Genomic DNA, 26,130 nt, shown 5'->3' on the forward strand with positions numbered 1-26,130 from the left:
AAGTTATTAACGTTTGAAAATAAAGAAAGGGTTAAACAATTTTTAGATTCTTTTGGCTGCCCAGTGGCTCTTTCCCTCAGTGCTTTTGTTGCTTAATCTCCTTCTCCATCTGCTCCTGTAAGCGGGGATCGAGCTGTGACTTGAGTTGTGAATTGAGTTTTTGGGGGACTAATGACTCTAACTGCGTATAGGCATTGAATCTATATGGCTTGTTGACACCGCGAAAGCATTTACTGATACCGCTAAAATCTACCTCAGAGAGTTGAGTTCGATCCAGTCTATGGGAGTTGACGGATGTAATTGCTTGCATCTGATCAGAGATAATTCCACCTAATTCATTAAAAAAATCATGTTTGTTATAGTGATCAAAGATAAGTGGAATTATCCAGCCAGCTTCAAACACATGGCCGCCATAGCTGACAGCAACGCGCTGATTTTCTAAATAGGGTTTTATCTCGTTAGTCCAATCGATACTCCCAATTGTCACCTTATCTAGCATCTCTGGTTTTGACTGTTCTATTTCATCGACGACGGCCATTGAGATCAGATCGCTTGCCGTCCAAATGATGTCTATATTTTCATACCGCGTAAGCAGTTTCTTGATCATAAATCGAGCTTTGTCATAGGACCAGTCGGCATCTACAGCTTGAAGGAGCTGAATATTATCGCTTTTATCCAGTCTTTCTAATAACCCTTGCTCACGCATCTGACCCACTTGACTGCTTTTTCTCCCGCTGATCGCTATTAAATTAAACTCTGTCTGTTGGAGGTTGTTTGCTTCATGGCTGAGGCGAATTAAGTGATCGGCCAAGGCGAAACCTGCATTTACTTCGTCGGGTGAGATATGTCCTATCCAGTAGGGGAAGTATTCTCTCGGAGTGCCGGTACGCCTGATTATTTCTGGTGTGAGCGGAGCATTAAATGAAAATAGAAAAATCTTTTCCTGAGAGATTCGGCTGATGATATCTTGTTCTAAGCCGTTGGTTAGAAAAGTGATTAAATAATCAGGCTTTGGATTGCTAGCAAGTATTTCATTGATACTCTTAGCGTGTTTAAAGCGGTTCCTTTGATCTTCTTCCAAGTAATGTACATCTAATGTGATCTGTAATTGTTCACTCGCTAAAGTGATATAGCTAACCACATCTTGCCAAAAGACACTATTTTTATCGGCAGGCACTAAAAACATGACGCTTGGAGAGGCTAATGGCTTCCGACACTCTAATGGAGTGCCATCTTGAGCCATTGAACTTAACGAACAGCAGAGGGCACAGCAACAAGCTGACAAGATAAAGCGTCTATATAACATTGACTATATCCGTAGTAATTAGCTTTGGACGAATTTACATAGCCGAGCGATTAATAACACTTAGCTCATATGAACAGTATAGAAGGCGTTGAGATTTTAGCTGAGAGCAAATGAGTTGCTCCATAGCTGTACTGAATGCCTGCCGACGCTATATTGCTGCATCAAATTGTAACTTCACAGTCAAATAGATTGTCTTTCGAATAACAAGATATCAAGATGTTATTAAATGGTTCCGTAATTGTTTCATCTTGATTTACCTTGACTATACTCATGCTATTGGCCAATTCAAGTTGCTAGCTCTCTGCTTGAAGACAATCGTAAGTGCTAAGGAGTTGGTATGTATTCGATAAAAAGAAATCTGTTGCTAGGCATAGTTGTCGTTAGCTGCTTTGTTATGGTCAACATATATAGTAGTAAACTCGCCAGCATATCGAGTTCAGAGCAAGCTCACCTTTATGGTACAGAGCAAGCCTACGGCCGACATTTTGAGGAGAGTACGCGGGTTTCCTTTTCTAAGCTGAGAAAGCAGGGGCAAGTTAGCGAGGAGCAGAGAGCTAACAGGCAAGTCACTTCGGCTAAGTCATCTGCACTTGAGCTTAATCACGCCAATGAATTTTCCAGCGTTAGCGGTATTTCACAGTATTCAGCGGCCAGCAGGACGACATATCAAGCTGCATATCAGAAAAATGAACAGCTGAATAATACAGGTAACTCGGAAGGAAAAAGCTTAAGAGTTGAAAAGTTAAGAGTTTCTAGTGTATTGAATACGTTCACCTTCCTCTTTGGTATTAGTATTATTTCCCTAGTGCTTGTCGGTGATAACCAAAAAGCTGAGTTTGATGAGAAAATGTTGTTTTTGTCTACCTTGATCCTTATTGATTTTATGTTTATTGGTGGGAAATTTACTATGCTCCTGCCCTTAATTGGTTTGGCAATACTCCATGCTCGGCGTTATTTAGGGAGCCATTTTACGCCTCATCAGGAGTAACTCTAGTATCTGCTACAAGGTTATTAGACTTATAAAAGGTAGGGCATAACCTTGCCCCACCTTGCTTTCAGTTTATCTTTCAGTAATTACTGCTTCAGTTTGTATTTCAGTTTCTTTTGTTTTTAAAGTATCCAAAGCCCAGATACTGTTGCGCTCGCCAAAGTAGGCGCGGTGCTTAGTTTTCTTCGCGGTAAAATAAAAGGCTGCAGCAAAGAGTAGTGCCATCAGCTCTATGGTCACCCCACTTAGCGATGAAGCTGGCCATAACCCAGGGAGCACAAAGCTCATTAATGACGTTAGAGGGATCAGCAAACAACTCAAGGTTAGCAAGTAGAGTAAGTGAATTGCTGACAGTGCTGCACCGCGAATAAAGCTATAACCGATGGCCAACAAGAAACTCGTGTAATAGATGAACAGGTAATGGTTATTGACTTCAAAGTTAAACAGATAAAGCCACTTACTTGAAAGCATCGCTAAGCTAACACCTAACATTGAACCAAGTGCAACACCTATTGTTAACGCTGACATTACCTTACTAGCCTTGGTTTGCTCTTGCTGTTTCTGTCGACGCTTCTCTAGCCAAAGCAAGTTGCCGCTGTAAAAAAGAAAAGCGCCTAACAATCCCATTGCAAAGTAGAGCCAACGACCAAAATTACCCGCATAATTACCGAAGTGTAGACTGAAGAAGCTATTGACTATAGGCCCATATGCTCCGTCTTTGCTGTTTGGAATCGTACTGTACTGAACCTCAAAGGTATAAGGGTTCATGTAGATGAAGTCACTGAAGCCCCCGCGCATCATCTGAGTATCTGACACAAGCTTAATGGCAACAGCAGGGCTAGTGGAGGATAGTTTTGAAAAGTCCATGCTGCTAATGGTATAGCCATCAACTTGCTGATAAACCGTGTCCATATAATGGTTTATAGAGGGCAGATCAGCCACTGAGTATTCAATCGTTGATTTCTCTCTAGGCTCAAACAAAGGTTTATCACCATATATAATGCTTAAACCGCCATAAAAGAGATCATGAAAGGCGAATACCACTACTGTCCAAGCGATGATCAGATGGAAGGGTAAGCTTAAAACGCCGACTAAGTTGTGACTGTCGAGCCAAAAGCGATTAGCCCCCTTGTTTTTACGCAGAGCAAACAGACTTTTTGTTAGCGTCGGTAGCAAAAAGATCACCCCCGACACTAAGGCAAGAAAATAGAGCAGTGCCGCAACGCCTAATATAAGTACCCCCAGATCTTCATGGCCGACTTTTCCCATGATCCCAGCAGTGCGATGCAGTTGATCGATTAGGTTACCCAGTTCGTTAGTGCCACTAGTCTGAGTTATCAGCGAACCTGAGTCTGAGAGGCTGGCATGCATCAAGCTGTCATCGAGTCTGATACCACGTCCGCCGCCACTTTCATACCAGCTCATCGGCGACTTGTGTTCATCAAAGTTGATGATAAAATCCTGCTGAGCATTATTGTATTGGCTTAATGATTTTTCGACTAATTGATCTAAGTGTTCCGTTGGAACTTGTGGTAAATGCTGGGCTGGAGGTGAAGCCCATTGTTCTATCTGCGGCTTAAACATAGTCAATGAGCCTGCATAGAAACCAATAAATAACACGAGTCCTGCAATGATCCCAGTCCAAGTATGGATTGACTGGTAGGTTCTTAGGATATCACTGCGAATCTTCATTTTTTTCCTCTTGAGTAAATAGCATTGGTCTAGCCTGAAATAACAATGGTTTACAGAGAGCCTTCATAGTGAAAACCACTTCAATACTCCGTATAGAAGGTAAGCTGAAACATTGGCAGAGAGTAAGTAAATAAATGTCTTAGCCCCAGTTTTAAACATAAAACTGAAAGCTAATATTGGCATCCACAACAGGCTGACGAGCCACATATTAAATTGCACTTTCATCTCGGCATCTATTCCACCGGGACCGAACCAGGCAAAAATAGCCACCAATGCATAGGCCAGAGTTAGCCCTAGCACTGAGGCTGTTAAGCTTTTTTGCCACCAGTGGGGTTGGATTTTTTCATCTTGACGTAATCGAGTCATTAGGATTGCTTTCCCTTAATTATCAAGGAGAAAAATGGCATGAGGGTTAACAGGGTGATACAGGTAAATAGCCAAGTAAAAACGGCAGCAGCGGTGGTGAGAACTTGTAACCAAGATAATAGCGCCATAACAAACAGGCTGTAGCCAACCTGACGCACAGGCTTAGGTAACTCACTGTTTATAAGCATCTGATGCCGGTTAGTGAGGTAAATAAGTATGGCGCCAAATAGGGTTAATAGAACTGCCGAAAAGTAAAACATAAGCGGGTATTTTCTCCTATTTCTAGATCGAGTTAACAGTTATAAATATCGATACAGATGTTAATGTAAATGCTATTGATTCGCAATTGCGTTAAGTCAAGGTTTAAAGTAAATTGTTCGACTTTACAAAGTCATGATGAAGTTTACTTATTTGAAGTCTGAGGTATTCATGGAAAACAGGAAGTTTAATAAGCGTCTTATCGCCACCGCTTTGCTATGCAGTCCAATGCTATCGACAGCCTACGCTGATGATAATATTGAGCAGGTAAAATCCATCGAGGTGATCACTGTTCATGGTGAAAAAGTGGAACGAAGTTTAAAAGACACCACCTCCTCGGTGTCAGTTATTGATAAAGAAACGCTAGATAGTGGTCAGTATCTGTCAGTCAATAGTGCACTTTCTGAAATCCCTAACGTTGTTGCGCTTTCAGGTTCAGTGCCTGATATTCGCGGTGTGACAGGTAATGGCGCCGCAGGCGGTTTCAACTCCTTTACAGGTGGAGCAAAAGCCAGGGTTTCAACCTTAGTCGATGGTGTCGCTGAGCCATTTGTGGCGGATTTAACGGGTGATACAGGCCTTTGGGATATTCAGCAGATAGAAGTTTTTCGTGGACCGCAATCAACCATTAATGGACGTAACAGCATAGGCGGCACTGTTTTTATCAAGACACTCGATCCTACTTTTGATTGGAGTGGCGCTGCGCGTATTGGCTATCGCGATCAAGATAACTATATCGATAGTGCTGTGATGTTATCAGGCCCAATAATGGATGATCAGTTGGCATTTAGGCTGACGGGTCAGAATGTGACTGGAGAGAACTTCAGCCAACCGCTGAACTTTGACACTAACCCAGCGACTAAAGATACCAACGAGCTTAAAACTAACCGTTGGCGGGCTAAGCTACTGTGGGAACCAACAGCTTTAGAGGCATTGAAAGTGCTTTACAGTTACTCCTACAATAATGAGAAGGGTAACACAGGCAGACAGTTCTATACTGCGGATGACCCTTGGGCATTTAAGCCTATCTCTAGTCGCTATATGGATACTAAGTCTAATACCCATTCACTCAAGTTTGATTACCAATTAAGTGAAGGCCAATCGCTCGACTTACTCGTTGCATATATGGATTATCAGTGGGGTTTCGAGTCGTATGAAGCGGTAAAAGAGCGCCAGCAAAATGTTGTTATGGATGATAAAAGCTACACCGTAGACGGCAAATATAGCTTTGGTTTAAACGATGCTGTATTGAATGGTTTTGTAGGGCTTGCTTACTATGAAAGGACGCAAGACTTTAACAGTGTCGGTGGCTTTACCTATGGTGGAGATGACTCAAGTACTTCGCAATCAGTCTATGGCGAGATCACCTATGCGATGACTCCGGTACTGAAGCTGACAGTTGGCGGCCGGGTGATGCACGATGAGCAGACACGTAATTTTGCCATGCAGATGCAAGGTGAAGATATCGATGAAAAGCTTGATACAAGCAATACTGTCACCTTACCAAAGTTAGTATTGCAATATGCTGTGAGTGACAATACGACTCTGGCTGCGAGTGCCCGCAAGGGTTACAACGCAGGTGGCGGGGCGCTCTCATTTGATAACCTTTATTACTATTATGATGAGGAGTCTGTTGATACCTATGAGTTGAGTTCTCGCAGTAGCTTTAATGGCGGTAACATCAACTTGAGTGCCAACCTGTTTTATAACAACTTCGATGGTTACCAAGCGTCAAACAGTGAACGCCGGATCACTAATATCGATGAGGCAGTGACATCGGGACTAGAGGTGGAGCTTAACGCTATGTTAAGTGACAACTGGCAGCTTCTATCGGGTCTTGGTTTACTGCAGAGCGAGATTAAATCTGCAGATCCCAGTTATGGTGACATTATCGGTAATGAACTTAACTCTACACCAGGTTTGACGGCCAATTTAGGGGTGAAATACTGGTTCAGTGATGAGCTGACTTTTGGCATGTCTGGTAACTATGTGGGTGAATACTATAGTGATATCAATAACTCTGAGGAAAGGATTGCTGGCGATTATGTTATTAGCCGCATTAATATCGATTACCAGAATGACGCGTGGCGGATCAGTGGATTTGTGAATAACCTATTCGACGAGCAAGCCATTACGGTAACAGAACCGGCAGGTCGACGTTACCCAGACGGATATGCAGCCATTGTTGATCCGAGAAATATAGGCGTTAATGTAACTTACAGCTTTTAAGCTAATGAGTGGCGGGGTGTGAATGCCGGTGCCACTCTAAGTTTGACCTGATAAGGCTCCTTTCAATGAGACCTAGAACTTCTAAGTTGTGGGGGAACTGAGTTGAGCTAGATAGCACGTCAAAGAGGGTCATCATATTAGAAGCTGAGAGAGTCAATTGGGGGAGTCAGTGCTATTGCACTGTAACGAGTTAAGGAGAGGGGTCTTCAATCTCCAACTCCCCCTACTTATGTTACAAGCTAAGGCAGCTACCAACCTCTTTAGGATTTAGCGCTGAGGTTTGTATGTAATTAGCGCCCATGCATGCGGTGTAATGGCTGAAATATTTTCTCAGGTGCTCCGTTGCCGAGATATCGCTGGTCAACTCAGCGCGCTGTAACGCCTTAAAAGCAGATTGCTGGCATTGCTCTCTAAAGGGGCTGATATTGACTTCACAGCTATTGGCAGAGTCAAACCCAAGACAAGCGCGATACTTTTCCTGAGCACAGATAATCGTCTCTCCCTGTTTGACCAACTTTGCTAACGTAAGCCCTTGTTGAATTGCTTGTGCTTGTTTGCTGCTAAGTTCTGGCTCCTCGTCCATGTTGACCAACATGAATGACTTTTTTGCGACGACAGAGTCACGATAGATAACCTCTAAAGTCCAACGTCCTGTCACCATTTCATAGGCTTCACCGAAGTACCACATGGCCAAGTTACGATCGTGTTTAAACATGGTATCTGTCCAGCTAGAAACCTTAAAGCCTTTACCTGTATTCGGGTTGATGATTTCCGGGTGTGTCATTCGTACAGTGATTGGAAATTGATTTTGATTGGCAAGCTTAGGATCTGGCTTACCAGCGCTGCCTTTAGGTAAACTCACTCCGTAACGAAAGCCAATATACTGGCCAATAGAGGGGGTCACTAATTGCGTCGGAAAAACATCATATTGAGACCCTTTTTGGCTAATTAGCCCAGCTTCTATGATGCTGACTCTTGGGGAGAGCGTTTGTGATATTGACTGCTCTTGGCTCTGACTTTGAGTGGCTAAGGCGAAAGGGGTCCCTTCGACTGAGAGCATTTTTATCTCATTGTTATCATGCAGAGTAAGACTTTGCAGTGGGTTATTGAATGCGGTGAGTTTTTCCAGTTGAACTTGATTTGATAGATCTAAGCCTGTTAGGCGGTTATTGTTCAGTTCCAGAGACGTTAGCGCTGTGTTCTGGCTAACATCTAAGTTAATAAGCTGATTATAATCGGCTTTGAGCTCGGTAAGCTGAGGGTTGTTGCTCAGTAGTAATCTGCTTAATTGGTTATTTCTAACGTTGAAAACCTTTAATGCAGGATTTGCACTGATATCTAACTCGCTGAGCTGATTGCTTGCCAGATAGAGGTGGCTGAGTATTGGATTACTGGTTAAATCAAGCTGAGTTAGCTGACCCACAGAGAGGTTTAATTGTCTAAGCGCTGGGTTATTTGTTACGTCAATCGTACTGAGTTTGTGTCGACTAAGCCCTAGATCTCTAAGCTGTGGTTGATTTGAAACATCAAGGTGCTGTATTGGCATTCTATAGGCATATAAGCTTTTGAGTTGAGGGTTTTTACTTATATCAAGTTGAGTAAGCTTGTTACCAGACACATTGAGGGTTCTTAGTTGAGGATTCGTTGAGACATCAATAGTCGTTAGTTGATTATCTCCCAGTATAAGCCGCTCTAAATTAGGCTGATCACTGACATCTATTGTTGATATCCCATTTTTAAGCAGCACTAAATCTGTCAGCGCTGGCATATAGCGGATCTCATCAACTGAATGGATGTCTTGGTCATTACAAACAAGCTCTGTAATATTTGCTAGCTCTAGTTGCCCGTTCTGCTGCACACAAGCTGCAAAATTGGGATCTTTAAATTTAAGATCACTTACAAAGCTTGGTCCTTGAAGGATAGAACAAGCGGATAGCGCAATAAGAGGTAGGCTCAGTAAGCAGCTAGTAAATTTCGAAGATCTCATTAAATGTTGTTCCTTTGCTCTTGTTGCCGAGTGGTGTTGTTGCACAGTTGCCAGTTAACCAGTAAGTGAAAGACATGTTTATTGTTATGAAACAATGGATTAATGCTATGTGTGAACTGGGGGATGGTAATGAAATTTGGACATGATTACGAGAGGAAACTCAATCATTTTCTCTAAACTAGAGCTAGAGCATTAGATTAAAGAGCTCAGATATTTATGGGAGGGATGTTAACAATAGAAGCTGCAACTGATACTTAGTTGCAGCTGTTTACTGACAAGTTGAGCTTGTTGGTAGAAAACAAAACATATTGTAGGGGGAGCTAGTGTTGATTAGCTATTCCAAATAAAGCCATCTATCTGTTTGACGACCTCGACTTCAACTAACTTCCCACGTTCATCAAAGTATAGAACCGCATACACGGCTTTCTTCTCGATGATATATTTCGACGGGTACCAACCAAGCTCATAGGCCAGATATGATCCGCCATTGGGCGCAGCTGAGCGTTTAGCAACACTCTTGTAATCAGCATATACTTTTTCTGGTGCAACTAACTCCACCATGCGTAATCCTTCAAATTGAGCCTGAATGGTTTCAGTTGTGTCGCTAAACCGAGTCCCTAAAGGGGTGATGCTCAATAACTCTTGCTGGATCTCTAGCTCTTTTCTATCTACATAACCCCATGACGCAGAGGTCATAAAGAGAAGACAAAAACCGATAATGCCGAGGGCAACATAGGTAACTTTCATAATTCCTTTTTCTAATGATCTGTCCCGTCCTGAGAGCAGTCGACCATAGCTCCTTTATTCGCTTACTGTCATTGCATGTATTGGGTCCAATACTTGAGAAACTCAATCCCATAGATTTAAACTTATATCTATTTTCAAAAGGTTACAAGGGGGTAGGTGAAATTTTGAACTGTGAGAAACTCCAATCAGTATAAGAAAGTTATCTCGCCTGAGTGCTTATGGGCAAACTCATTCAAGGTGAATAGGTTTTAAGAGTTGTAGTAACAATGAGTCTGTAAAGTTATTTAAACCATTGTTAACTGACAATAGCGCTCCTTATCGATAGAATAGCTGCGATTATTCCTCATCAGAGTCAACACCATGCATGTACACATCTTAGGGATCTGCGGCACCTTTATGGGAGGCTTAGCCTTACTCGCTAGGGCCGAAGGTCATAGAGTCACAGGTAGTGATACAAATGTCTACCCACCTATGAGTACCCAGCTCGAAGAGCAGGGAATTGAACTCATCCAAGGTTTTGACCCAATCCAGCTTGGTCACGGTGAGGATGATGCGCCTGATTTAGTTGTCATCGGCAATGCGATGAGCCGTGGTAATGACTGCGTGGAAGCTGTGTTAAATCGCGGTATTGCTTATACATCAGGACCGCAATTCTTAGCGGAACATATTTTGAAAAACCGCTGGGTATTGGCTATCTCCGGTACCCATGGCAAAACCTCTACTTCGAGCATGTTGGCATGGATATTAGAAGATTGTGGTTATGAACCAGGCTTTTTGATTGGTGGCGTACCGCAAAATTTCGGTGTATCGGCGCGGATAGGTGGTTCGCCATTTTTTGTGGTTGAGGCCGATGAGTATGATAGTGCCTTCTTCGATAAACGATCTAAATTTGTTCACTATCAGCCACGCACTTTAGTGATTAATAACCTTGAGTTTGACCACGCCGATATCTTCGATGATTTGAAAGCCATTCAACGTCAATTTAATCATGTTATTCGTACTGTTCCCGGTGAAGGTAAGGTTATTTGGCCGCAAGAGAGTGAAGCGGTTCAACAGGTGATGGATATGGGCTGCTGGAGCGAACAAGAGACATATAGTCGAAAAACAGCTCATGACGTAGTGGGCAGTAAAGCGCCTGCTATTGCAAACAGTAAAGGTACTTGGTCGAGTAAGTTAATTGCTGAAGATGGACATAAGTTTGAAGTCTGCTTAGATGGCATATCTCAGGGGATTTTAGATTGGCAGTTAATCGGTCAGCACAATGTTGAAAATGCCACAATGGCCATTGCAGCTGCCCGACATGTTGGTGTAAAACCTGAGTCAGCAATTCAAGCATTAGCACAGTTTGAGCCGCCCAAGCGTCGTATGGAACTTATTGGCGAAGTTAATGGTGTCTCGGTTTATGATGATTTTGCTCACCATCCTACAGCTATTGCCACAACGTTACAGGGCTGCCGTGCCAAAGTTGGCGAAGGTAAGATTACGATTATTTTAGAGCCTCGTTCTAATACAATGAAAAGCGGCGTGCATAAAGATACCTTAGCTGACTCGATGCAACTTGCAGATGAAGCATACCTCTATCAGGCTGACAGTATCGATTGGGATGTTAAGGCGGCGATGGATAAAGCCACAATGCCAGTATCTGTACTTTATGACATCGATGAGATTGTTGAAACAGTTGCGAGTCATGCTAAAAGTGGTGATACCATTATTGTTATGAGTAACGGTGGTTTTGGTGGGCTACATAAGAAACTGCTGAAAAAGCTAAACGATTAAACTTGTGAGTGATTGGTTTAAGCTTTAAGCGATATGATTGGAATATGGGTTAAACCTATCTTCTATACTTGCTCTTAAGCTTACGGCTTAACACTAACCGCTAATAACAATTATTGAGATTTTATGAGTTACCCCAAAAAGCAAAAGTCGATAAGTTTAGCCTGGACCGGTGCCTCTGGCGCGCCTTATGGACTTAAACTGCTCGAATGCTTGTTAGCTGCTGACTATCAAGTTTTTTTAATGATCTCCAGCGCTGCTCGAGTCGTACTCGCGACAGAAGAAGACGTAAAACTCAGTGCTAATAGCGCTAAAGCACAGGCGCAGCTACTGGCATTATTTGCCACAAAATCAGGGGCATCACTGCAAGGTTCGCTGCATGTATTAGGCAAAGATGAGTGGTTTTCACCGCCTGCTTCCGGTTCTGCAGCGCCTAAGCAGATGGTGATCTGCCCTTGTAGCACAGGCACCTTAGCCGCAGTAGCAACGGGAATGAGTAATAGCTTGCTAGAACGTGCTGCCGATGTGGTGATTAAAGAACGTGGTCAGCTTATTTTAGTACCAAGGGAAACTCCCTTTAGTAGCATACACTTAGAGCATATGTTGTCACTCTCTAAGCTAGGTGCGACCATAATGCCTGCAGCACCGGGCTTTTATCATGATCCCAAATCGGTTCAAGATCTGGTAAACTTCATGGTCGCCCGAATTCTTGACCATTTGGGCATTGAGCATGATTTAACAAATCGTTGGGGTTATGACAAAAATAGCCCCGAGGATTGCGATACATAAGACCCTTTATTGAGTCAGTCGAAAGCAAAGTTGAGAAGGTTATGAAACACACGATTGAAGAGATGATCTCTACAGCAGAGATAGATCAAACACTAGACCAGTTAGCCGAGAAAATTAACGCGCATTACGCTAATAGTGAGCGCCTGTTGATGGTTGGCTTATTAAAAGGTTCAGTGGTTTTTATGGCTGATCTATGCCGCCGTATTAAAGGCCATGTTGAGATCGACTTCATGTCGGTATCTAGCTACGGCAATGAGATGACCAGTACACGTGAAGTGAAAATTCTCAAAGATGTGCAGTCTGACATCAAGGGGCGTGATGTACTGATTGTTGAAGATCTTATTGATTCAGGAAATACCCTTAATAAGATCCGTGAAATGTTACTGCTGCGTGATCCAAAAAGCCTTGCTCTTTGTACGCTTCTCGATAAGCCTGAGCGTCGTGAAATTCCGGTTCCTGTCGATTTTGTCGGTATGACCATTCCAGATGAGTTTATTGTTGGCTATGGTATCGACTATGCCGAGCAGTATCGTAACCTGCCGTATATCGCTAAAGTGATCCCTGCTGAGTAAGAGGTTAACCGGTATAACGCTTAATTGAGCGAGTTTATTTTAAAAATCCCGCCCTCGGCGGGTTTTTTTTTAAGCATATGTCCCAATATATATATGCTGTTTAGTGGAACAGATATTTTTCTTCCCAGTTAATCACTGGAATTAGGATGCACATGGAAAACAAAGATAATTCCTCGGCCTATGCCCTCGAGATCCGAGATCTAAAGAAAACGTATAAAGGTGGCGTCGAGGCGGTAAAAGGGATCAGTTTGACGGTTGAAAAGGGCGATTTCTTCGCGCTACTTGGGCCCAATGGTGCCGGGAAGTCGACAACTATTGGTGTGATCAGCTCACTTGTGCAAAAAACATCAGGCAAGGTCTCTGTGTTTGAGTACGATATCGACAAAGAGCTCGATTTGGCTAAATTGACAATAGGGCTCGTTCCGCAAGAGTTCAACTTTAACCAGTTTGAAAAGGTATTACAGATAGTCGTCAATCAGGCGGGCTATTATGGTGTATCACGCGCAGAAGCCTTGGTACGAGCAAAGAAGTACCTGACTCAGTTGGATTTATGGGAGAAGAGAGACAGCCCTGCGCGCGCACTGTCTGGTGGTATGAAGCGGCGTCTAATGATCGCCAGAGCTTTGATGCATGAGCCTCAACTACTTATCTTAGATGAGCCTACGGCGGGTGTAGATATTGAGCTGCGTCGCTCTATGTGGACTTTTCTCACTGAACTGAATGCTCAAGGTGTCACTATCATCTTGACGACGCACTACTTGGAAGAGGCTGAGATGTTGTGCCGTAATATTGGCATTATCGATAAGGGGGTTTTGGTTGAGTGTACCAGCATGAAATCCCTGCTGAGCCGTTTAAATCTTGAGACATTTATCTTAGATTTAGGCAGTGACTTAAGCACTGCCCCGACACTAGAGGGGATGGTGTGCCGCTTGACTGATGGCCACACACTAGAGGTTGATGTCGCTAAAGAGCAAAGCATCAATAGCGTATTCTCACAACTGTCTGAGCAAAGGATCCAGGTTTTATCAATGCGTAACAAGGCGAATCGTTTGGAAGAGTTATTCGTAGAGCTTGTTGAGAAAGGCTCTATTGAGGCCAGCAATACGGCATCAGATAGCAAGGAGGCATCAGCATGAATATGAGAGCCCTGTATGCCACGGCATTTAAAAGTATTCTAACCAAAGAGATAAATCGCTTTACCCGTATCTGGGTGCAGACTCTAGTGCCTCCAGCCATCAGTATGACGCTCTATTTTTTTATCTTTGGTAACTTAGTCGGTAAACGAATTGGTGAGATGGGTGGTGTGAGTTATATGGAGTTCATCGCACCAGGTTTGATTATGATGTCGGTGATAACCGCTTCATACTCAAATGTGGCCTCCTCATTTTTTAGCGCTAAGTTTCAGCGTAATCTTGAAGAGTTGATTGTGGCTCCTGTCCCCCATTATGTGATGATTGCTGGCTATGTTGGGGGCGGTGTTGCGCGAGGTTTATGTGTCGGCACGATTGTTACCTTAGTGGCTATGTTCTTCGTTGATATCACGCTACATCATGCAGGTCTAGTGGCTATCACAGTGCTGCTTACATCTATTTTGTTTGCGCTAGGTGGCCTAATTAACGCGGTGTTTGCTAAAAGCTATGATGATATCAGTATCGTTCCTACGTTTGTCCTGACGCCACTGACCTACTTAGGGGGCGTTTTTTATTCGTTATCTCTGCTACCAGATTTTTGGCAAGGCGTGTCTCAGCTAAATCCTGTGGTATATATGATTAATGTATTCCGCTATGGTTTCTTAGGTTACGCAGATATGAGTGTGCCATTTTCTATTGCGGTAATGGTTGGCTTTTGTGTCTCTCTGTGGACGTTAGCGTATTACCTTATTAGCCGTGGCATAGGCCTGCGTAGTTGACCATGCTATAAGAATGCCTAGCGTTCCTCGGTATAACGCCAAGGAACACATATATAACAAGGAAGTAAAATGAAACCCAGTTTGATGATGTATGGCTTGCTGCTCCTTGCAAGCCTTTGTTTCTCTCAAGATAGCCAAGCTAAGATCTATCAATGTGAGGTTGACGGTAAGATAGTGTTTCAAGATCACTTGTGTGAGGTGGTGGATAGCCAAACTGAAGTGGCTATTATTGAAAATATTAAAAGTGATTTCTCAGATGAAGAACGTAAGCTGATTAACAGCAATGAGGTTGCTATCGGTATGAGTGAGAAAGCCGTGCTCAAAAGCCGTGGTGAACCAGATGCTGTACATAGGTCGGGTCGTGGCGGTGAGCAATGGGTATATCAAGGAGAGGATGGCCGTATGCTGCAGGTGATTATGAAAAATGGCAAGGTATTCGACTGGCGGGACTAATATAATAGAAACAGCGGAAATAATGATAACAACGAAATAACCGGCCCTAGTTCTCTTCCAAATACTTTATGATCTCAAATATTTGTTTGAGTGTGTCCGCGCCCAGTTTTGCGGTGCAGCAGTGTCCAAGGGTACTGGCATGCTGTCTGACTCGTTCAATGAGATCTGCCTGTGAGATGACTTCTGTCGATAGCTGCCAGTGGTTTTGATTGAACCGATACAGAGATCCAGTGGAATCTAGCAAATTTGCATTAGCTTCAATATGTCCTTGAGCCTGCTCCAGCCAGTCTTCATTAGACGCTAAATACAGTAATTCAGCTTGACCCTTGTGGATAATAACCGCGGGCCAAGTTATTTGCTCGTTAACTTCATAGTTCATAATACCTTTTCCTCCACAGCTTTATCGCCGACTTAACAGCCAAGGGAACTGCTTTTTGCATCGATACTGCTCGAAGGCGGCTTGCTTATCGGCGATGGAGTCGGCCATACCGAAGGCATAGCCTTTAACATAAACTAAGATATAGAAGGCGCGCATCTCACCATTATCTAAAGCCTGCAAGGCTTGATTGAGCGTCAGGTTAAGGCGCATATTATCTATCTTCTTACCATTGTCCATGGCGAGCTTACTACAGATTAACATATCAAGCGTTTCAGGTTGCTGTAGTGCTTGGTGAGCTTTATCAACAAATCCATGCATTCCCATGCCGCCACGTGTGGCAATGACATGTTGCAGGGTGAAATAAGCGGTGATAGTGCCAAGAAGTAAGCCAAAAACCAAGATCGTGAGGTAGGTGAGTTTTTTCATATAAAGGAGAAGCTGTAAACTTCGAGGGTTAAGGGTTATTGAGCATAGATTGAGTTTACAGCATTGGTTTTTAAGCTTTTGCTTAGCGGATCACAATTACTTCTCCTGCAGCTCCGCTGGTGCTTCCTCAATTTGTGCCTTACGTGCTTTTAGTAACTCAACAGTCTGTTGATTGTTATCTGTTAGCTCTTGAAAGTAGAGACTCATCTCTTCAACCTCAGCTAAATAGCTTGGGTCATCCTTGTCCTTTTTTTCCCAATACCGCTTACGTTCAATTTTTTGCAATTCACTGGCTTTAAGAATATCGAAATAGCTTTTCTCTTGGTTAAGGCGATAGATTTCGCTATTGACTAAAGAGAGTAACTTTTCTTTGGAAAGCGTTTGCTTACTAAGCAGAGCCTGTAGCGGGTCGGTTTTCCTTTCACGCTTATCTGAGTCAGTTTCTGTGGTTATCCCAAGCTCATATTCAATCTTATGCTGGCGAAATTCTTTTGGGCATATAGTCTGACTGAAGACAATTTTTTCACCTTTAACACAGCGATAAATACTGTTGGCATGAGCAGAATTAGACATAAGCATAAAAAGCAGGCAACTCAACGTCACTATGCCAATATGAAGTTGGGGAAGGGGAAATCGTTTTACACTTATGTTTGACGCTCTTGCCATCTGGCTATACTTCCTCTGTGTTGCCTAAAATCACAACTCCTAAGTCACGAATCAACTTTGGAACTGGTATTATCGATTGAGTATTGGGTGGTAGCCCAAACATCCTTTCAATCGAGATCTTGAATCATTGTTATTCTAACAGCTTTGTTACTACTTTAAGGCGGTAATATTCAGCCTTATTTAGATAATTTATTATAACTAATTACAACTAGCCCTTAATAGAAATTGGCACAATACCTATCGGTATTAAAGCTGATTCATAACAAAGAGCGACTGACAATACTATGGCTTATCTTGTTTGATAAAACCAGTTTCAAAGGGAGGGGGAGTTATATTCAGATTTAATTGTCAGAAAAAGCAGATGTTAGAGTTAGTTTTACTATGTAGTAATCAAAATAAAGGGCGCTTTTAGCGCCCTTTATTTCAATCTAGTGAGATTAACGCTTAAAGCTGAGATTATCGATAAGACGCGTGTTACCCATATATGCAGCAGCAACAATGACTAGCTCTTTATGCTCAGCTGTGGCGATAGAGAGATCTTTGGCGCTGCGTACTTCTAAGTAATCAGGAGTAAAGCCTGCTTGAGTCAGTGCTATCGTACCCGTTTTAACAGCTTCGGTAATCATCTCGCCGCCTGAGATGGACTCAGACATGGTATCTATGACTTGTTTAAGGCTTGCCGCTTGGGTTTTCTGTGCTGAGTTTAGGTAGCCATTTCGTGAACTCATGGCAAGGCCTGATTCTTCACGAATAGTATCGACACCAATAATTTCAATTGGCATAGAGAGATCTTCGACCATGGTTTTAATTACCAATAGCTGTTGAAAATCTTTTCGACCGAATAGGGCAAAGTCAGGTTGGACAATATTAAACAGTTTGCAGACTATGGTGGCTACGCCGCGAAAGTGACCAGGCCGGCTTGCACCACATAGCTCATCGCTAATTTGTGGAACTTCAACAAAGGTTTGTTCCCCCATACCTTTTGGATAGATAATCTCAGGTGTTGGCGTAAACAGTAGTTCAGCCCCTGCTTCTACTAAGGCTTGTTGATCTGCAGCTAAGGTTCTGGGGTAGGCATCAAGATCTTCATTTTGGCCAAATTGCATCGGGTTAACAAAGATAGAAGCGACCACATGATCGGCGTGTTTAACTGCTTCCTTGATTAACGTGATATGCCCTAAGTGCAAGTTACCCATCGTAGGCACAAATGCGACAGTTTCGCCCTTTGCATGCCAAGTACGAACCTGGTCGCGTATCTGCTTAATTTCTTGTGTGGTGATCATAGCTTGTACTATCGCTGAAATTAAGGCGTCAGGGTGAGACACTCAATTTCAACGATATCTCTCTTCAATGTGTAATAGTGTTCGGTGCGATCAACGGTTAATGAGTTAGTTGAAGGTGTGATCGCTGCCAGGGAAGATGCCTTTCTCTACCTCATCGATATAGGCTCGAATAGCTTCACGGATCTCACCAGTCTGCTTTAGGTAGTTTTTAGAGAAGCGTGGAATATAGCCGCTTGATATACCTAGTACATCATGCATGACTAAGATCTGGCCGTCGGTATCTGCACCAGCGCCAATGCCTATTACTGGGATAGTTAATGCTTCGCTGATGGTTTTAGCGAGTGGAGCTGGGATACATTCAACCACTAGCAACTGGGCTCCTGCTGCTTCTAATGCTTTCGCTTCATCGATAATGCGCTGAGCATTATCGGCATCACGCCCCTGGACCTTAAAGCCGCCGAATACATGCACTGATTGAGGCGTGAGGCCTAAGTGTGCACATACTGGAATGCCGCGCTCAGTGAGTTTAGTCACTGTCTCTAGTAGCCAGTGACCACCCTCTACTTTAACCATGTTTGCGCCAGCCTGCATAAGCGCTGTTGCGTTTGTCATCGCTTGTTCAGGAGTCGCATAGCTCATAAAAGGCATATCGGCGATAAGCAGTGCACGCTTGATTCCGCGTTTTACGCAGCGCGTGTGGTAGGCGATATCTTCTACAGAAACCGGCAAGGTGTCATCATGTCCTTGAAGTACCATACCCATTGAGTCACCAACGAGTAGTACATCAACCCCTTCACTGTCGAAGGCGCTGGCAAAACTTGCATCATAAGCCGTGAGTGAAGTGAACTTTTTACCTTCCTGCTTAAACTTGAGCAGGGTAGAACTAGTTATCTTAGACATAGTGATGATCTTAAATCTGATTTGTTAAAGTAATCTGACTTCATATATGGCTTTGAGCTGTTGGCCCAAGCCATAATTTTATAAATAGGCAGCAGTTATATGCTAACTCACAGCAGAGTTCAATATTATCTGACTATTTGTTCTAATTCAGCCGCTAACTCAGCATTAATAAGTGTTGCTAGCTCTGTACCGCAAGGTAAGACTAATTCTGGGGCTATATCGGCGAGGGGAATAAGCACAAAGCTGCGCGATTTCATACCATAGTGAGGTACGGTTAACCTTGGAGTCTCTATGAGCTGACTATCAAAGAGTAACAGATCAAGATCGAGTGTCCTTGGCCCCCATCGTTCGAGTCTTACGCGGCCTTGCTCATTCTCTATCTTTTGTAATGCATCTAAAAGCTCGAGTGGTTCAAGTGAAGTGCTGAAACTGGCGACTGCATTGACATAATCTGGCTGGACTACATCCCCCATAGGGGCAGAGCGATAGTAAGAAGAGACTGTGATGGCCTCTCTAAGCGGCTCGTTACTATCGCTACCGAGTGCAAGCTCATTAAGCGCTTTACAGGCGTTATCGAGCTGCGAGATTGGATCGACTAAGTTTGCACCTAAGGCAACAAATACCCTACTCATTACTCGTCGGGCTTATCCGATGACGGCGCTGCAGGCTTGGCATTTTTCTTAGCTGATGGCTTACGGCGTCTACGTTGATTAGAGTTACGATTGCGGCTGCCTTTGTTAGCAGAGCGGGCGATGACACTACGTTGCTCTTCACCACCTTCAACAAAGCTCTTCCACCATGCGGCTGATTTGGCGACTGCGCCACCTTCAGCACTGGCTCGCAGTAGCAGTAGATCATATGCTGCGCGGAACTTAGGGTGCTCAATAAACTTAAAGGCGCGTGTACCTTGATTGCGATCAAAGCGTAACTGTAGTTGCCAGATATCTTTGGCCGGTGTGCTGAAGCGGCGTGGAATGCTAATAGTACGGCACTGCTGCTCCATCACATCGCCCATAGCGGCGTAATAGGCGTCATAGACACTCAAGCCACTCTCTAGCGCGATATCATCAGCACGTTGGCTCAGTGGATACCAAAGGATTGCAGCATAGAAGAAAGCTGGCGTGACCGTTTTCTCAGCATTAACGCGGGCGTCAGTGTTCTCCATGATGGTTTGCATCATCTTGCCGATAGGGCCTTCGACATCTTCAACCAAATGGGAGTCAACAAGCGGGAATAGTGGCTCAAATAGCCCAAGTTCCCTCATCATATTAAAGTTATTTTCTGCTTGGCCATTGAAGAATAGCTTTAAGACCTCTTCATACATACGCGCTGCAGGAATATCTTTCAGTAGCGGCGCCAATTCTGAAATCGGCTCGGCTGTGGCGCTATCTATGGTCATGTTGAGCTTAGTGGCAAATCGCACAGCTCTGAGCATGCGCACAGGATCTTCACGGTAACGCGTATTGGGATCACCGATCATTCTTATTGTGCGTGACTTGAGATCGTTGAGCCCGCCACCATAGCTGTGAATGGAGAAGTCACTGATATCGTAATAGAGGGCATTGATTGTAAAATCGCGGCGCTCGGCATCTTCGTCTATGGTGCCATAGACATTATCACGCAGTAGTCTGCCTTCAGCATTGGTTTTAGAGGTCTTATCTTCGGTAACCACATGGTGACCTCTGAGCGTTGCCACTTCAATAACATCTCGACCAAATACTATGTGTGCAAGACGGAATCTGCGGCCGACAAGGCGACAGTTTCTGAAGAGTTTTTTGATCTCTTCAGGTGTTGCGTTGGTAACAACGTCAAAATCTTTTGGTTGCAACCCTAGGAGAATGTCACGCACACCTCCACCAACCAGATAGGCCTTAAAACCGGACTTATGCAGACGGTATAGCACTTTTATGGCGTTTTCGCTCATCTGTCTCCGAGATATGTCATGATCTTGTCTCGGGACAACCTCCAAGCTTAAGCCACTGTCAGTTGTTTCTTCAGTTGTTTGTTTTTCATCAAAAAACTGTTTGCAGAATTTGCTTATACGGCGAAAAATGGGACACCTCAAAATTGCATCTGTAATGTGCATATGTACTATGGGTTACAACAAGGCGGGTATGATAACTCAAATATAACCTAATGAGTATAATCTTAAGCCAGTACTATCTCTGTTTGTTTAGGGATGAGTGACAGATCAAACTCATTAACTGCTTGCGCTACCATCTCACTCATCTGCTCACTCGGCTGAACCTGTGCCTGACCTAAAAATGTCAGTGCTGCATTGAAACTCTCTTGTGGGTGTAGCTTATCGATTGCAGGGGCATGATTTTGTTTAGAGAGTTTCATGCCTGGGGTTGTACAAACTAAAGGTAGGTGTAACCAGTTAGGCTTAGTCTGTTCAAACTGCTGGAATAAGCTGATCTGTCTGCAGGTCGGTATCAGCAGGTCGCTGCCTCGAACCACCTCTGTGATTTGTTGAAAAGCATCATCCATAACCACAGCGAGTTGGTAAGCATATAAGCCATCACTACGTTTGATGATAAAATCTTCGTTGGCAAACCCTTTATCAACTCGAACATCATCCATCAGAAGATCGTTAAAATGCTCAACCCCGGCTTGATTACGTATCCTGATCGCACCTGTATTAAGCGGCGCGGCTAATCGACCACAACGACCATCATAGGTCCCCCCCATTGCCTTTATCTCTTTACGAGTACATTGGCAGTAATAGGCTTTGTCTTGGGCGAGTAACTTCTCTATTTTTGTTTGATAGGCCTGTATCCGATCACTTTGATAAAGCACTTCGCCATCCCACTGTAACCCGTAAGCAAGTAAGGTTTTTAGGATATCTTCACTACTGCCTAATACCTCTCTAGGAGGATCGATATCTTCAATACGGACTAACCATTTTCCAGCTTGTGAGCGCGCTCTTAAGTAGCTACCTAGGGCGGCGACAAGTGAGCCAAAGTGTAATGGTCCAGAAGGAGAGGGGGCGAATCTACCAATGTAGGGTGGATGACTCAAAATTATTAGCACCTAAATAAGTTACTGTTAACCTATGAGCACAGAGTTAACAGGAAAGTGTTAATGACTAAATCGCAGATACAATAAAGCGGGGATATACCCCGCTTTCTATCTGCTTTGGTTTGCTAATTGTAGTTAGCAAACTGAGTCAGATTAGCCTGCCATCTGCTTCTCTTTGATCTCTGCAAGTGTTTTACAGTCGATACATTGGTCAGCAGTTGGTCGTGCTTCAAGACGTCGAATACCGATTTCGATACCGCAAGAATCACAGAAACCAAAGTCATCTTCTTCAATCTTTTGCAGTGTCTTTTCAATCTTCTTAATTAGCTTACGTTCTCTGTCACGAGCGCGAAGTTCAAGACTGAACTCCTCTTCTTGAGCCGCACGATCAACTGGATCTGGAAAGTTCGCCGCTTCGTCTTGCATGTGGTTTAGTGTGCGGTCAACCTCTTCACGTAATTGATTACGCCAAGCATCCAGAATCGTTCTGAAGTGGCTCGACTGATCTGCGTTCATATACTCCTCACCAGGTTTTTCCTGATAAGGTTCTACACCTGCGATAGCGAGCACGCCGAGTTTTTTAGTGCCTTCTGGCATAACGCATCTCCTGTTAATCATTTGCGTTGTGGGGCGCTTGTATTTTAAGGCCGATATCTATATCAGAAACTGATAAAGCAAGCAAACTTTTTATGTTGCGATGATGATATTCCTTGACTATGTTCCCTATTCTTAATTATTTCAACTTTTACCGTCTATTTACAGTTTGACAGGACATGATTTAATCAAGCTAGCGCATTTTGGCGACATTTCTGCACAATATGCTAAAACTTCCACTCCAGATTGATGAGCTAAAGTTAATAGTTCGGCATATTCCGGATCGATATGCTTTGCGGCTTGCACTGACTCGATACCAGTATGTTGCACAACAAATAGCAGTACGCCTCTATGGCCTAAAGCGACCATTTCCATCAACTCTCTAAGATGTTTTTGACCCCGTTTAGTTACTGCATCTGGAAAGTAGCCCTGGCCATCTTCTAGCAAGGTACAGCTTTTCACTTCGACATAGCAGTCCAGTTTAGGCTCTGTGTCTTGGGAGCCTTGTAGAAATATGTCTATACGGCTATTTTCACTACCGTATTTTACTTCACGTCTTAGGCTCTCATAACCTTGTAACTCAGTAATCACACCAGCTTTAATGGCATCTTCTGCTAGCTGATTGGCTCTACCTGTATTGATCCCTATCAAATGGCCGACATCAGTCTCTGCGAGCTCCCAAGTACGCGAATATTTACGTTTGGGGTTATCGGACGTCGAGAACCAGACCTTATGTCCCTCAAACAGGCAGTTTCTCATCGATCCTGTATTAGGGCAGTGAATGGTAACGACTGAGCCATCATTAAGCTCAATATCGGTAAGGAAGCGTTTATAGCGTTTTATTAAAGCGCCCGCTTCAAAGGGGGGAGTGAACTGCATGACTAAGACTCAAAGATAATAACTTACAGCAAGGTTAACAGGTTTTCCCTATCGAGATTGATCTCTATGCAGTAAACTTTGTGCAAAATTCTAAGCTGCACCAGTAAGTGAGTGTCAGCAATTAAGAGCCAGGATGGAGTAGGTATGACAGATTTAATGACAGTAGTGCTCAGCAATGATGCACCGGCAGTACATTGGGGAAAATCCGATGTCACCTTTAACGATAAGCAAGCGACTATTCACCTACAAGGCGGTGATGAGCTACGTCAAATTCAACAAGCTGCCCGTAAACTGCGTAGTCAGGGATTATCGACAATCTCTCTTGAGGGGGAGCTGTGGGGATTGGATGCTCAATGGGCTTTTTCTCAAGGTTTTGCAACCGCTAAATCTGTTCCTGATATTCAATGGACAGGCGATGAAGAGACTCAAGTTGAATTAGCTAACCGTCTTGAAAGTGCAAGCTTTGCACGTCACTTGATTAACGAGACACCTGAAAATCTTGCGCCTGTTAAACTGGCTATTCTTGCTGCTCACTGGTTATCTGAAATTGGCGGAGATAAGGTCAGCTATCGCATTATCGAAGGGGCTGAATTGCTCGAGCAAAAGTGGATAGGTATCCATGCTGTTGGTCGAGGCAGTGAGCGACCACCTGCAATGCTAGAGCTAGATTTTAATCCGTTAGATGATGATGCACCTGTTTCAATTGCTTTGGTCGGTAAAGGCATCACCTTTGATTCTGGCGGATATAGTATCAAGGCATCAGAGGGAATGCTGGGGATGAAATGCGATATGGGCGGAGCCTCTACCGTTACCGCTGCACTCGGGTTGGCGATGAAGCAAGGACTGAATAAGCGAGTTAAGCTGTTTCTTTGCTGTGCTGAGAACTTGATCAGTGGCCATGCTTATAAGTTAGGTGATGTATTAACCTATAAAAATGGTGTCAGTGTTGAGGTGGTGAATACCGATGCCGAAGGTCGCCTAGTTTTAGCCGATGGTCTCCAAGCTGCATCTGATACTGGTGCTGAGTTGATTATCGATGCGGCAACCTTAACAGGTGCTGCAGTAATGGCCGTAGGTACGAACTATAACGCTATCTTCTCACCGTCAAACGAAGTGCTCGCTAAAGTGCAGGCAAAGGCGCTTGAGGTCAGTGAGCGAGTGTGGCCTTTGCCGCTAGACCCATGGCATAAAGAGATGTGCCCGTCACCTTATGCAGACACAGCAAACAGTCGCCCAATGAAAGGCGGTGGAGCTGGTGGCGCATCGAATGCTGCGGGCTTCCTATGGCACTTTGTCTCTCCTGAGGCTAAGTGGGTACATATGGATCTTGCTTCTGCGTTTGCTGATACGCCTAATGCAATGTGGGCAGCTGGCGGTACCACTCACGGCATGCTCACCATTGCGGGTTTATTGCAAGACTAATTCAGGTCTAATTTCAAATAATGCAGGCCGACTGACCTATGTGATGTAGAAGGCAAGGCTTGATAAGAACATAAGGCAGACTTGATTCAAGTCTGCTTTTTTATTGGCCTAGCATTAAGTCAGCTTTTGCCAGTATTGAGGTCATTGGGGGAATTTTATCATTTGTTGTATTTTTGTTGCGCGAAGTGGCGTCTTGTATGTATCTTAATGTCAACGCTCTATAGCGTGTAGGCATTACAGTATGCAGTTAATTTTTTGATGGCTCATAAAGCTCAAGGGAGTGAAGCTATACATGTATATCAGCTTTGATGAATTTAGTATCAACACGGTACAGCAAGAGTTTGTCATAGATGATCAGTCAATTCAGATAGATGAGCGGATCTGTTCTCTGTTTAGCTTACTTATTGAGAGTTATCCTAACCATTGTAATAAGCAGGCATGTTTACAACATATTTGGCCCGACACTGTCGTTTCAGATATGTCACTGTCTAAACTTGTTTCCGATACAAGAAAGATATTTAAAAATGCAGGTTGTGAAGCCGCTATTATTCAGACTGTACACGGACGAGGCTACAGGTTATCACAAGCTCTTGGTCGGCAACTCCTTAATCAAGACGCTTTAAGCACATCTGCTCACGCTAACCTAGCATCCTCCCACAGCACTTCCATTAGCACTTCTGATAACACCTCTAATACTTCACAAAGCTCTGCAGAAAATGCTCAAGTCGAGTCTGTTGCGCATTTTTCTGATGCTGAAAATACCGCTAAGAAAGTGCTGGCGTCTGATTTGAGAGGGGAAAGCGTCAGTCATAGTGTGGGGACTGCTTCTGGGGGGGAGGTGCGAGTGCAACCTGTTATTGTCCAAGCTCCAATACAAGCTCGACTAAAGAGCAAGTTTGATCGGCTGATACATGAGTGGCCGAAATTAACGACTATTCTATCCTCTATTGTTATTAGTTTTATCATCTTATTTGGCTTGCTCTCTACACCGCTGTTTGACGCCTATTTAATGTCGGGAAAGAGTGCAATTGATGAGCATGAGATCGTTTACAGTGAGCGACCCGATGCTATTGGACGAGTACTGTGGATAGATGATCACCCTGAAAATAATCGTAAAGAGAGAGAGTTTTTACGCTCGCAGAATATTGGCGTATATAGCACAACAAGTTCGAAAGAAGCTGTGCGACTCATCGGTTTATATCGCTATGATCTCATCATCTCTGATATGGGCCGCGAAGAGGATGCGATTGCTGGTTTAAAGTTACTGGAATCTCTTCGAGCCAAGGGTATTTTCATCCCCTATTACATCTACACCTTTAATACGACTGAGGAGATAATCGCTCAAGTATCATTAAGTGGGGGGCAGGGGGTTGCGGTTGAAGCTGATGAGCTCTTTAAGCAGGTGATGCTAAACTTTGAGTGATAACGTACTAAATAGAGATTAAATAGAGATATAAGCTTATGAATTCAAATGTTTTCATGTTTTTTCAA

The 26,130-nt window shown here is 43.7% G+C and carries 26 protein-coding genes; 10 read left to right on the top strand and 16 right to left on the bottom strand.

Going from position 1 to position 26,130, the window contains the following annotated elements; all coding sequences use genetic code 11:
* Nucleotides 1–76: 76 nt before the first annotated feature.
* Complete coding sequence (locus BM736_RS22735) at nt 77–1,306, bottom strand: ABC transporter substrate-binding protein (RefSeq protein WP_083700475.1); 1,230 nt, start codon at nt 1,304–1,306, stop codon at nt 77–79.
* Between the two features lie 337 nt (nt 1,307–1,643).
* Here BM736_RS22735 and BM736_RS22740 point away from each other — a divergent pair, with 337 nt between their 5' ends.
* Nucleotides 1,644–2,294 carry a hypothetical protein gene (locus BM736_RS22740; protein WP_076416569.1) on the top strand — a complete coding sequence of 217 codons (651 nt, stop codon included), beginning with the start codon at nt 1,644–1,646 and terminating at the stop codon, nt 2,292–2,294.
* A 72-nt stretch (nt 2,295–2,366) separates the two neighbouring features.
* Here BM736_RS22740 and BM736_RS22745 read toward each other — a convergent pair whose 3' ends face one another.
* The 3 genes from BM736_RS22745 to BM736_RS22755 all read right to left on the bottom strand — a co-directional run bounded on the left by BM736_RS22745 (nt 2,367) and on the right by BM736_RS22755 (nt 4,612).
* Nucleotides 2,367–3,986 carry a PepSY domain-containing protein gene (locus BM736_RS22745; protein ID WP_076416570.1) on the bottom strand — a complete coding sequence of 540 codons (1,620 nt, stop codon included), beginning with the start codon at nt 3,984–3,986 and terminating at the stop codon, nt 2,367–2,369.
* 63 nt (nt 3,987–4,049) lie between these two features.
* Nucleotides 4,050–4,352 (bottom strand): hypothetical protein, encoded by a 303-nt coding sequence (locus tag BM736_RS22750; protein ID WP_076416571.1) that lies wholly within the window; start codon nt 4,350–4,352, stop codon nt 4,050–4,052.
* Entirely contained in the window at nt 4,352–4,612 is a 261-nt protein-coding gene (locus BM736_RS22755) for a hypothetical protein (RefSeq protein ID WP_076416572.1), read from the bottom strand. The genes BM736_RS22750 and BM736_RS22755 overlap by 1 nt, the downstream gene beginning before the upstream one ends.
* 169 nt (nt 4,613–4,781) lie before the next feature.
* Between BM736_RS22755 and BM736_RS22760 the strand changes: the two genes are divergently transcribed.
* Nucleotides 4,782–6,839, top strand: a complete 2,058-nt coding sequence (locus tag BM736_RS22760) for a TonB-dependent receptor (RefSeq protein WP_076416573.1) — start codon at nt 4,782–4,784, stop codon at nt 6,837–6,839.
* A gap of 232 nt (nt 6,840–7,071) precedes the next feature.
* Here BM736_RS22760 and BM736_RS22765 read toward each other — a convergent pair whose 3' ends face one another.
* Together BM736_RS22765 and BM736_RS22770 are read right to left on the bottom strand one after the other, a co-directional pair.
* Nucleotides 7,072–8,826 (bottom strand): leucine-rich repeat domain-containing protein, encoded by a 1,755-nt coding sequence (locus BM736_RS22765; RefSeq protein ID WP_076416574.1) that lies wholly within the window; start codon nt 8,824–8,826, stop codon nt 7,072–7,074.
* A gap of 330 nt (nt 8,827–9,156) precedes the next feature.
* On the bottom strand, nt 9,157–9,573 hold the full coding sequence (locus BM736_RS22770) for a hypothetical protein (protein ID WP_076416575.1): 417 nt from the start codon (nt 9,571–9,573) through the stop codon (nt 9,157–9,159).
* A 360-nt stretch (nt 9,574–9,933) separates the two neighbouring features.
* Between BM736_RS22770 and mpl the strand changes: the two genes are divergently transcribed.
* The 6 genes from mpl (at nt 9,934) to BM736_RS22800 (ending at nt 15,069) form a co-directional block, all read left to right on the top strand.
* Nucleotides 9,934–11,349, top strand: a complete 1,416-nt coding sequence (gene mpl, locus BM736_RS22775; RefSeq protein ID WP_076416576.1) for a UDP-N-acetylmuramate:L-alanyl-gamma-D-glutamyl-meso-diaminopimelate ligase — start codon at nt 9,934–9,936, stop codon at nt 11,347–11,349.
* Between the two features lie 123 nt (nt 11,350–11,472).
* Entirely contained in the window at nt 11,473–12,135 is a 663-nt protein-coding gene (locus BM736_RS22780; protein ID WP_076416577.1) for a flavin prenyltransferase UbiX, read from the top strand.
* A gap of 41 nt (nt 12,136–12,176) precedes the next feature.
* Nucleotides 12,177–12,707: a hypoxanthine phosphoribosyltransferase gene (hpt, locus tag BM736_RS22785; RefSeq protein ID WP_076416578.1), complete on the top strand. Its 531-nt coding sequence runs from the start codon at nt 12,177–12,179 to the stop codon at nt 12,705–12,707.
* A gap of 152 nt (nt 12,708–12,859) precedes the next feature.
* Complete coding sequence (locus BM736_RS22790) at nt 12,860–13,843, top strand: ABC transporter ATP-binding protein (RefSeq protein ID WP_076416579.1); 984 nt, start codon at nt 12,860–12,862, stop codon at nt 13,841–13,843.
* A gap of 2 nt (nt 13,844–13,845) precedes the next feature.
* Nucleotides 13,846–14,616: an ABC transporter permease gene (locus BM736_RS22795; RefSeq protein WP_076416600.1), complete on the top strand. Its 771-nt coding sequence runs from the start codon at nt 13,846–13,848 to the stop codon at nt 14,614–14,616.
* Nucleotides 14,617–14,685: 69 nt separating this feature from the next.
* Nucleotides 14,686–15,069 (top strand): hypothetical protein, encoded by a 384-nt coding sequence (locus BM736_RS22800; protein WP_076416580.1) that lies wholly within the window; start codon nt 14,686–14,688, stop codon nt 15,067–15,069.
* Between the two features lie 46 nt (nt 15,070–15,115).
* Here the strand turns inward: BM736_RS22800 and BM736_RS22805 are convergent, their stop codons facing one another.
* From BM736_RS22805 to sfsA, 10 genes are all read right to left on the bottom strand, one after another.
* Nucleotides 15,116–15,448: a DUF4144 family protein gene (locus tag BM736_RS22805; protein WP_076416581.1), complete on the bottom strand. Its 333-nt coding sequence runs from the start codon at nt 15,446–15,448 to the stop codon at nt 15,116–15,118.
* Between the two features lie 21 nt (nt 15,449–15,469).
* Entirely contained in the window at nt 15,470–15,874 is a 405-nt protein-coding gene (locus BM736_RS22810; RefSeq protein WP_076416582.1) for a hypothetical protein, read from the bottom strand.
* Between the two features lie 96 nt (nt 15,875–15,970).
* Nucleotides 15,971–16,540 carry a DUF4124 domain-containing protein gene (locus BM736_RS22815; RefSeq protein WP_076416583.1) on the bottom strand — a complete coding sequence of 190 codons (570 nt, stop codon included), beginning with the start codon at nt 16,538–16,540 and terminating at the stop codon, nt 15,971–15,973.
* 437 nt (nt 16,541–16,977) lie between these two features.
* Nucleotides 16,978–17,823, bottom strand: a complete 846-nt coding sequence (gene panC, locus BM736_RS22820; protein WP_076416584.1) for a pantoate--beta-alanine ligase — start codon at nt 17,821–17,823, stop codon at nt 16,978–16,980.
* Nucleotides 17,824–17,928: 105 nt separating this feature from the next.
* A complete protein-coding gene (gene panB / locus BM736_RS22825; RefSeq protein WP_076416585.1) occupies nt 17,929–18,723 on the bottom strand; it encodes a 3-methyl-2-oxobutanoate hydroxymethyltransferase in 795 nt (264 codons plus the stop codon).
* Between the two features lie 125 nt (nt 18,724–18,848).
* The gene (gene folK / locus BM736_RS22830) at nt 18,849–19,355 is read right to left on the bottom strand and encodes a 2-amino-4-hydroxy-6-hydroxymethyldihydropteridine diphosphokinase (protein ID WP_076416586.1); all 507 of its coding nucleotides are present in this window, start codon (nt 19,353–19,355) and stop codon (nt 18,849–18,851) included.
* On the bottom strand, nt 19,355–20,647 hold the full coding sequence (gene pcnB / locus BM736_RS22835; RefSeq protein ID WP_372828711.1) for a polynucleotide adenylyltransferase PcnB: 1,293 nt from the start codon (nt 20,645–20,647) through the stop codon (nt 19,355–19,357). The genes folK and pcnB overlap by 1 nt, the downstream gene beginning before the upstream one ends.
* 224 nt (nt 20,648–20,871) lie before the next feature.
* A complete protein-coding gene (gene gluQRS, locus BM736_RS22840; protein ID WP_143562470.1) occupies nt 20,872–21,744 on the bottom strand; it encodes a tRNA glutamyl-Q(34) synthetase GluQRS in 873 nt (290 codons plus the stop codon).
* A gap of 153 nt (nt 21,745–21,897) precedes the next feature.
* Complete coding sequence (gene dksA, locus BM736_RS22845) at nt 21,898–22,341, bottom strand: RNA polymerase-binding protein DksA (protein WP_076416588.1); 444 nt, start codon at nt 22,339–22,341, stop codon at nt 21,898–21,900.
* A 159-nt stretch (nt 22,342–22,500) separates the two neighbouring features.
* Nucleotides 22,501–23,217, bottom strand: coding sequence for a DNA/RNA nuclease SfsA (gene sfsA, locus BM736_RS22850; protein ID WP_076416589.1), 717 nt, complete (start codon nt 23,215–23,217; stop codon nt 22,501–22,503).
* A gap of 144 nt (nt 23,218–23,361) precedes the next feature.
* Between sfsA and pepB the strand changes: the two genes are divergently transcribed.
* Nucleotides 23,362–24,639, top strand: a complete 1,278-nt coding sequence (gene pepB / locus BM736_RS22855) for an aminopeptidase PepB (RefSeq protein ID WP_076416590.1) — start codon at nt 23,362–23,364, stop codon at nt 24,637–24,639.
* A gap of 292 nt (nt 24,640–24,931) precedes the next feature.
* Nucleotides 24,932–26,062 carry a response regulator gene (locus BM736_RS22860; protein ID WP_076416591.1) on the top strand — a complete coding sequence of 377 codons (1,131 nt, stop codon included), beginning with the start codon at nt 24,932–24,934 and terminating at the stop codon, nt 26,060–26,062.
* Nucleotides 26,063–26,130 lie beyond the last annotated feature (68 nt).

The sequence above is a fragment of the Shewanella sp. UCD-KL12 genome, assembly GCF_001957125.1.
Classification (GTDB): Bacteria; Pseudomonadota; Gammaproteobacteria; order Enterobacterales; family Shewanellaceae; genus Shewanella.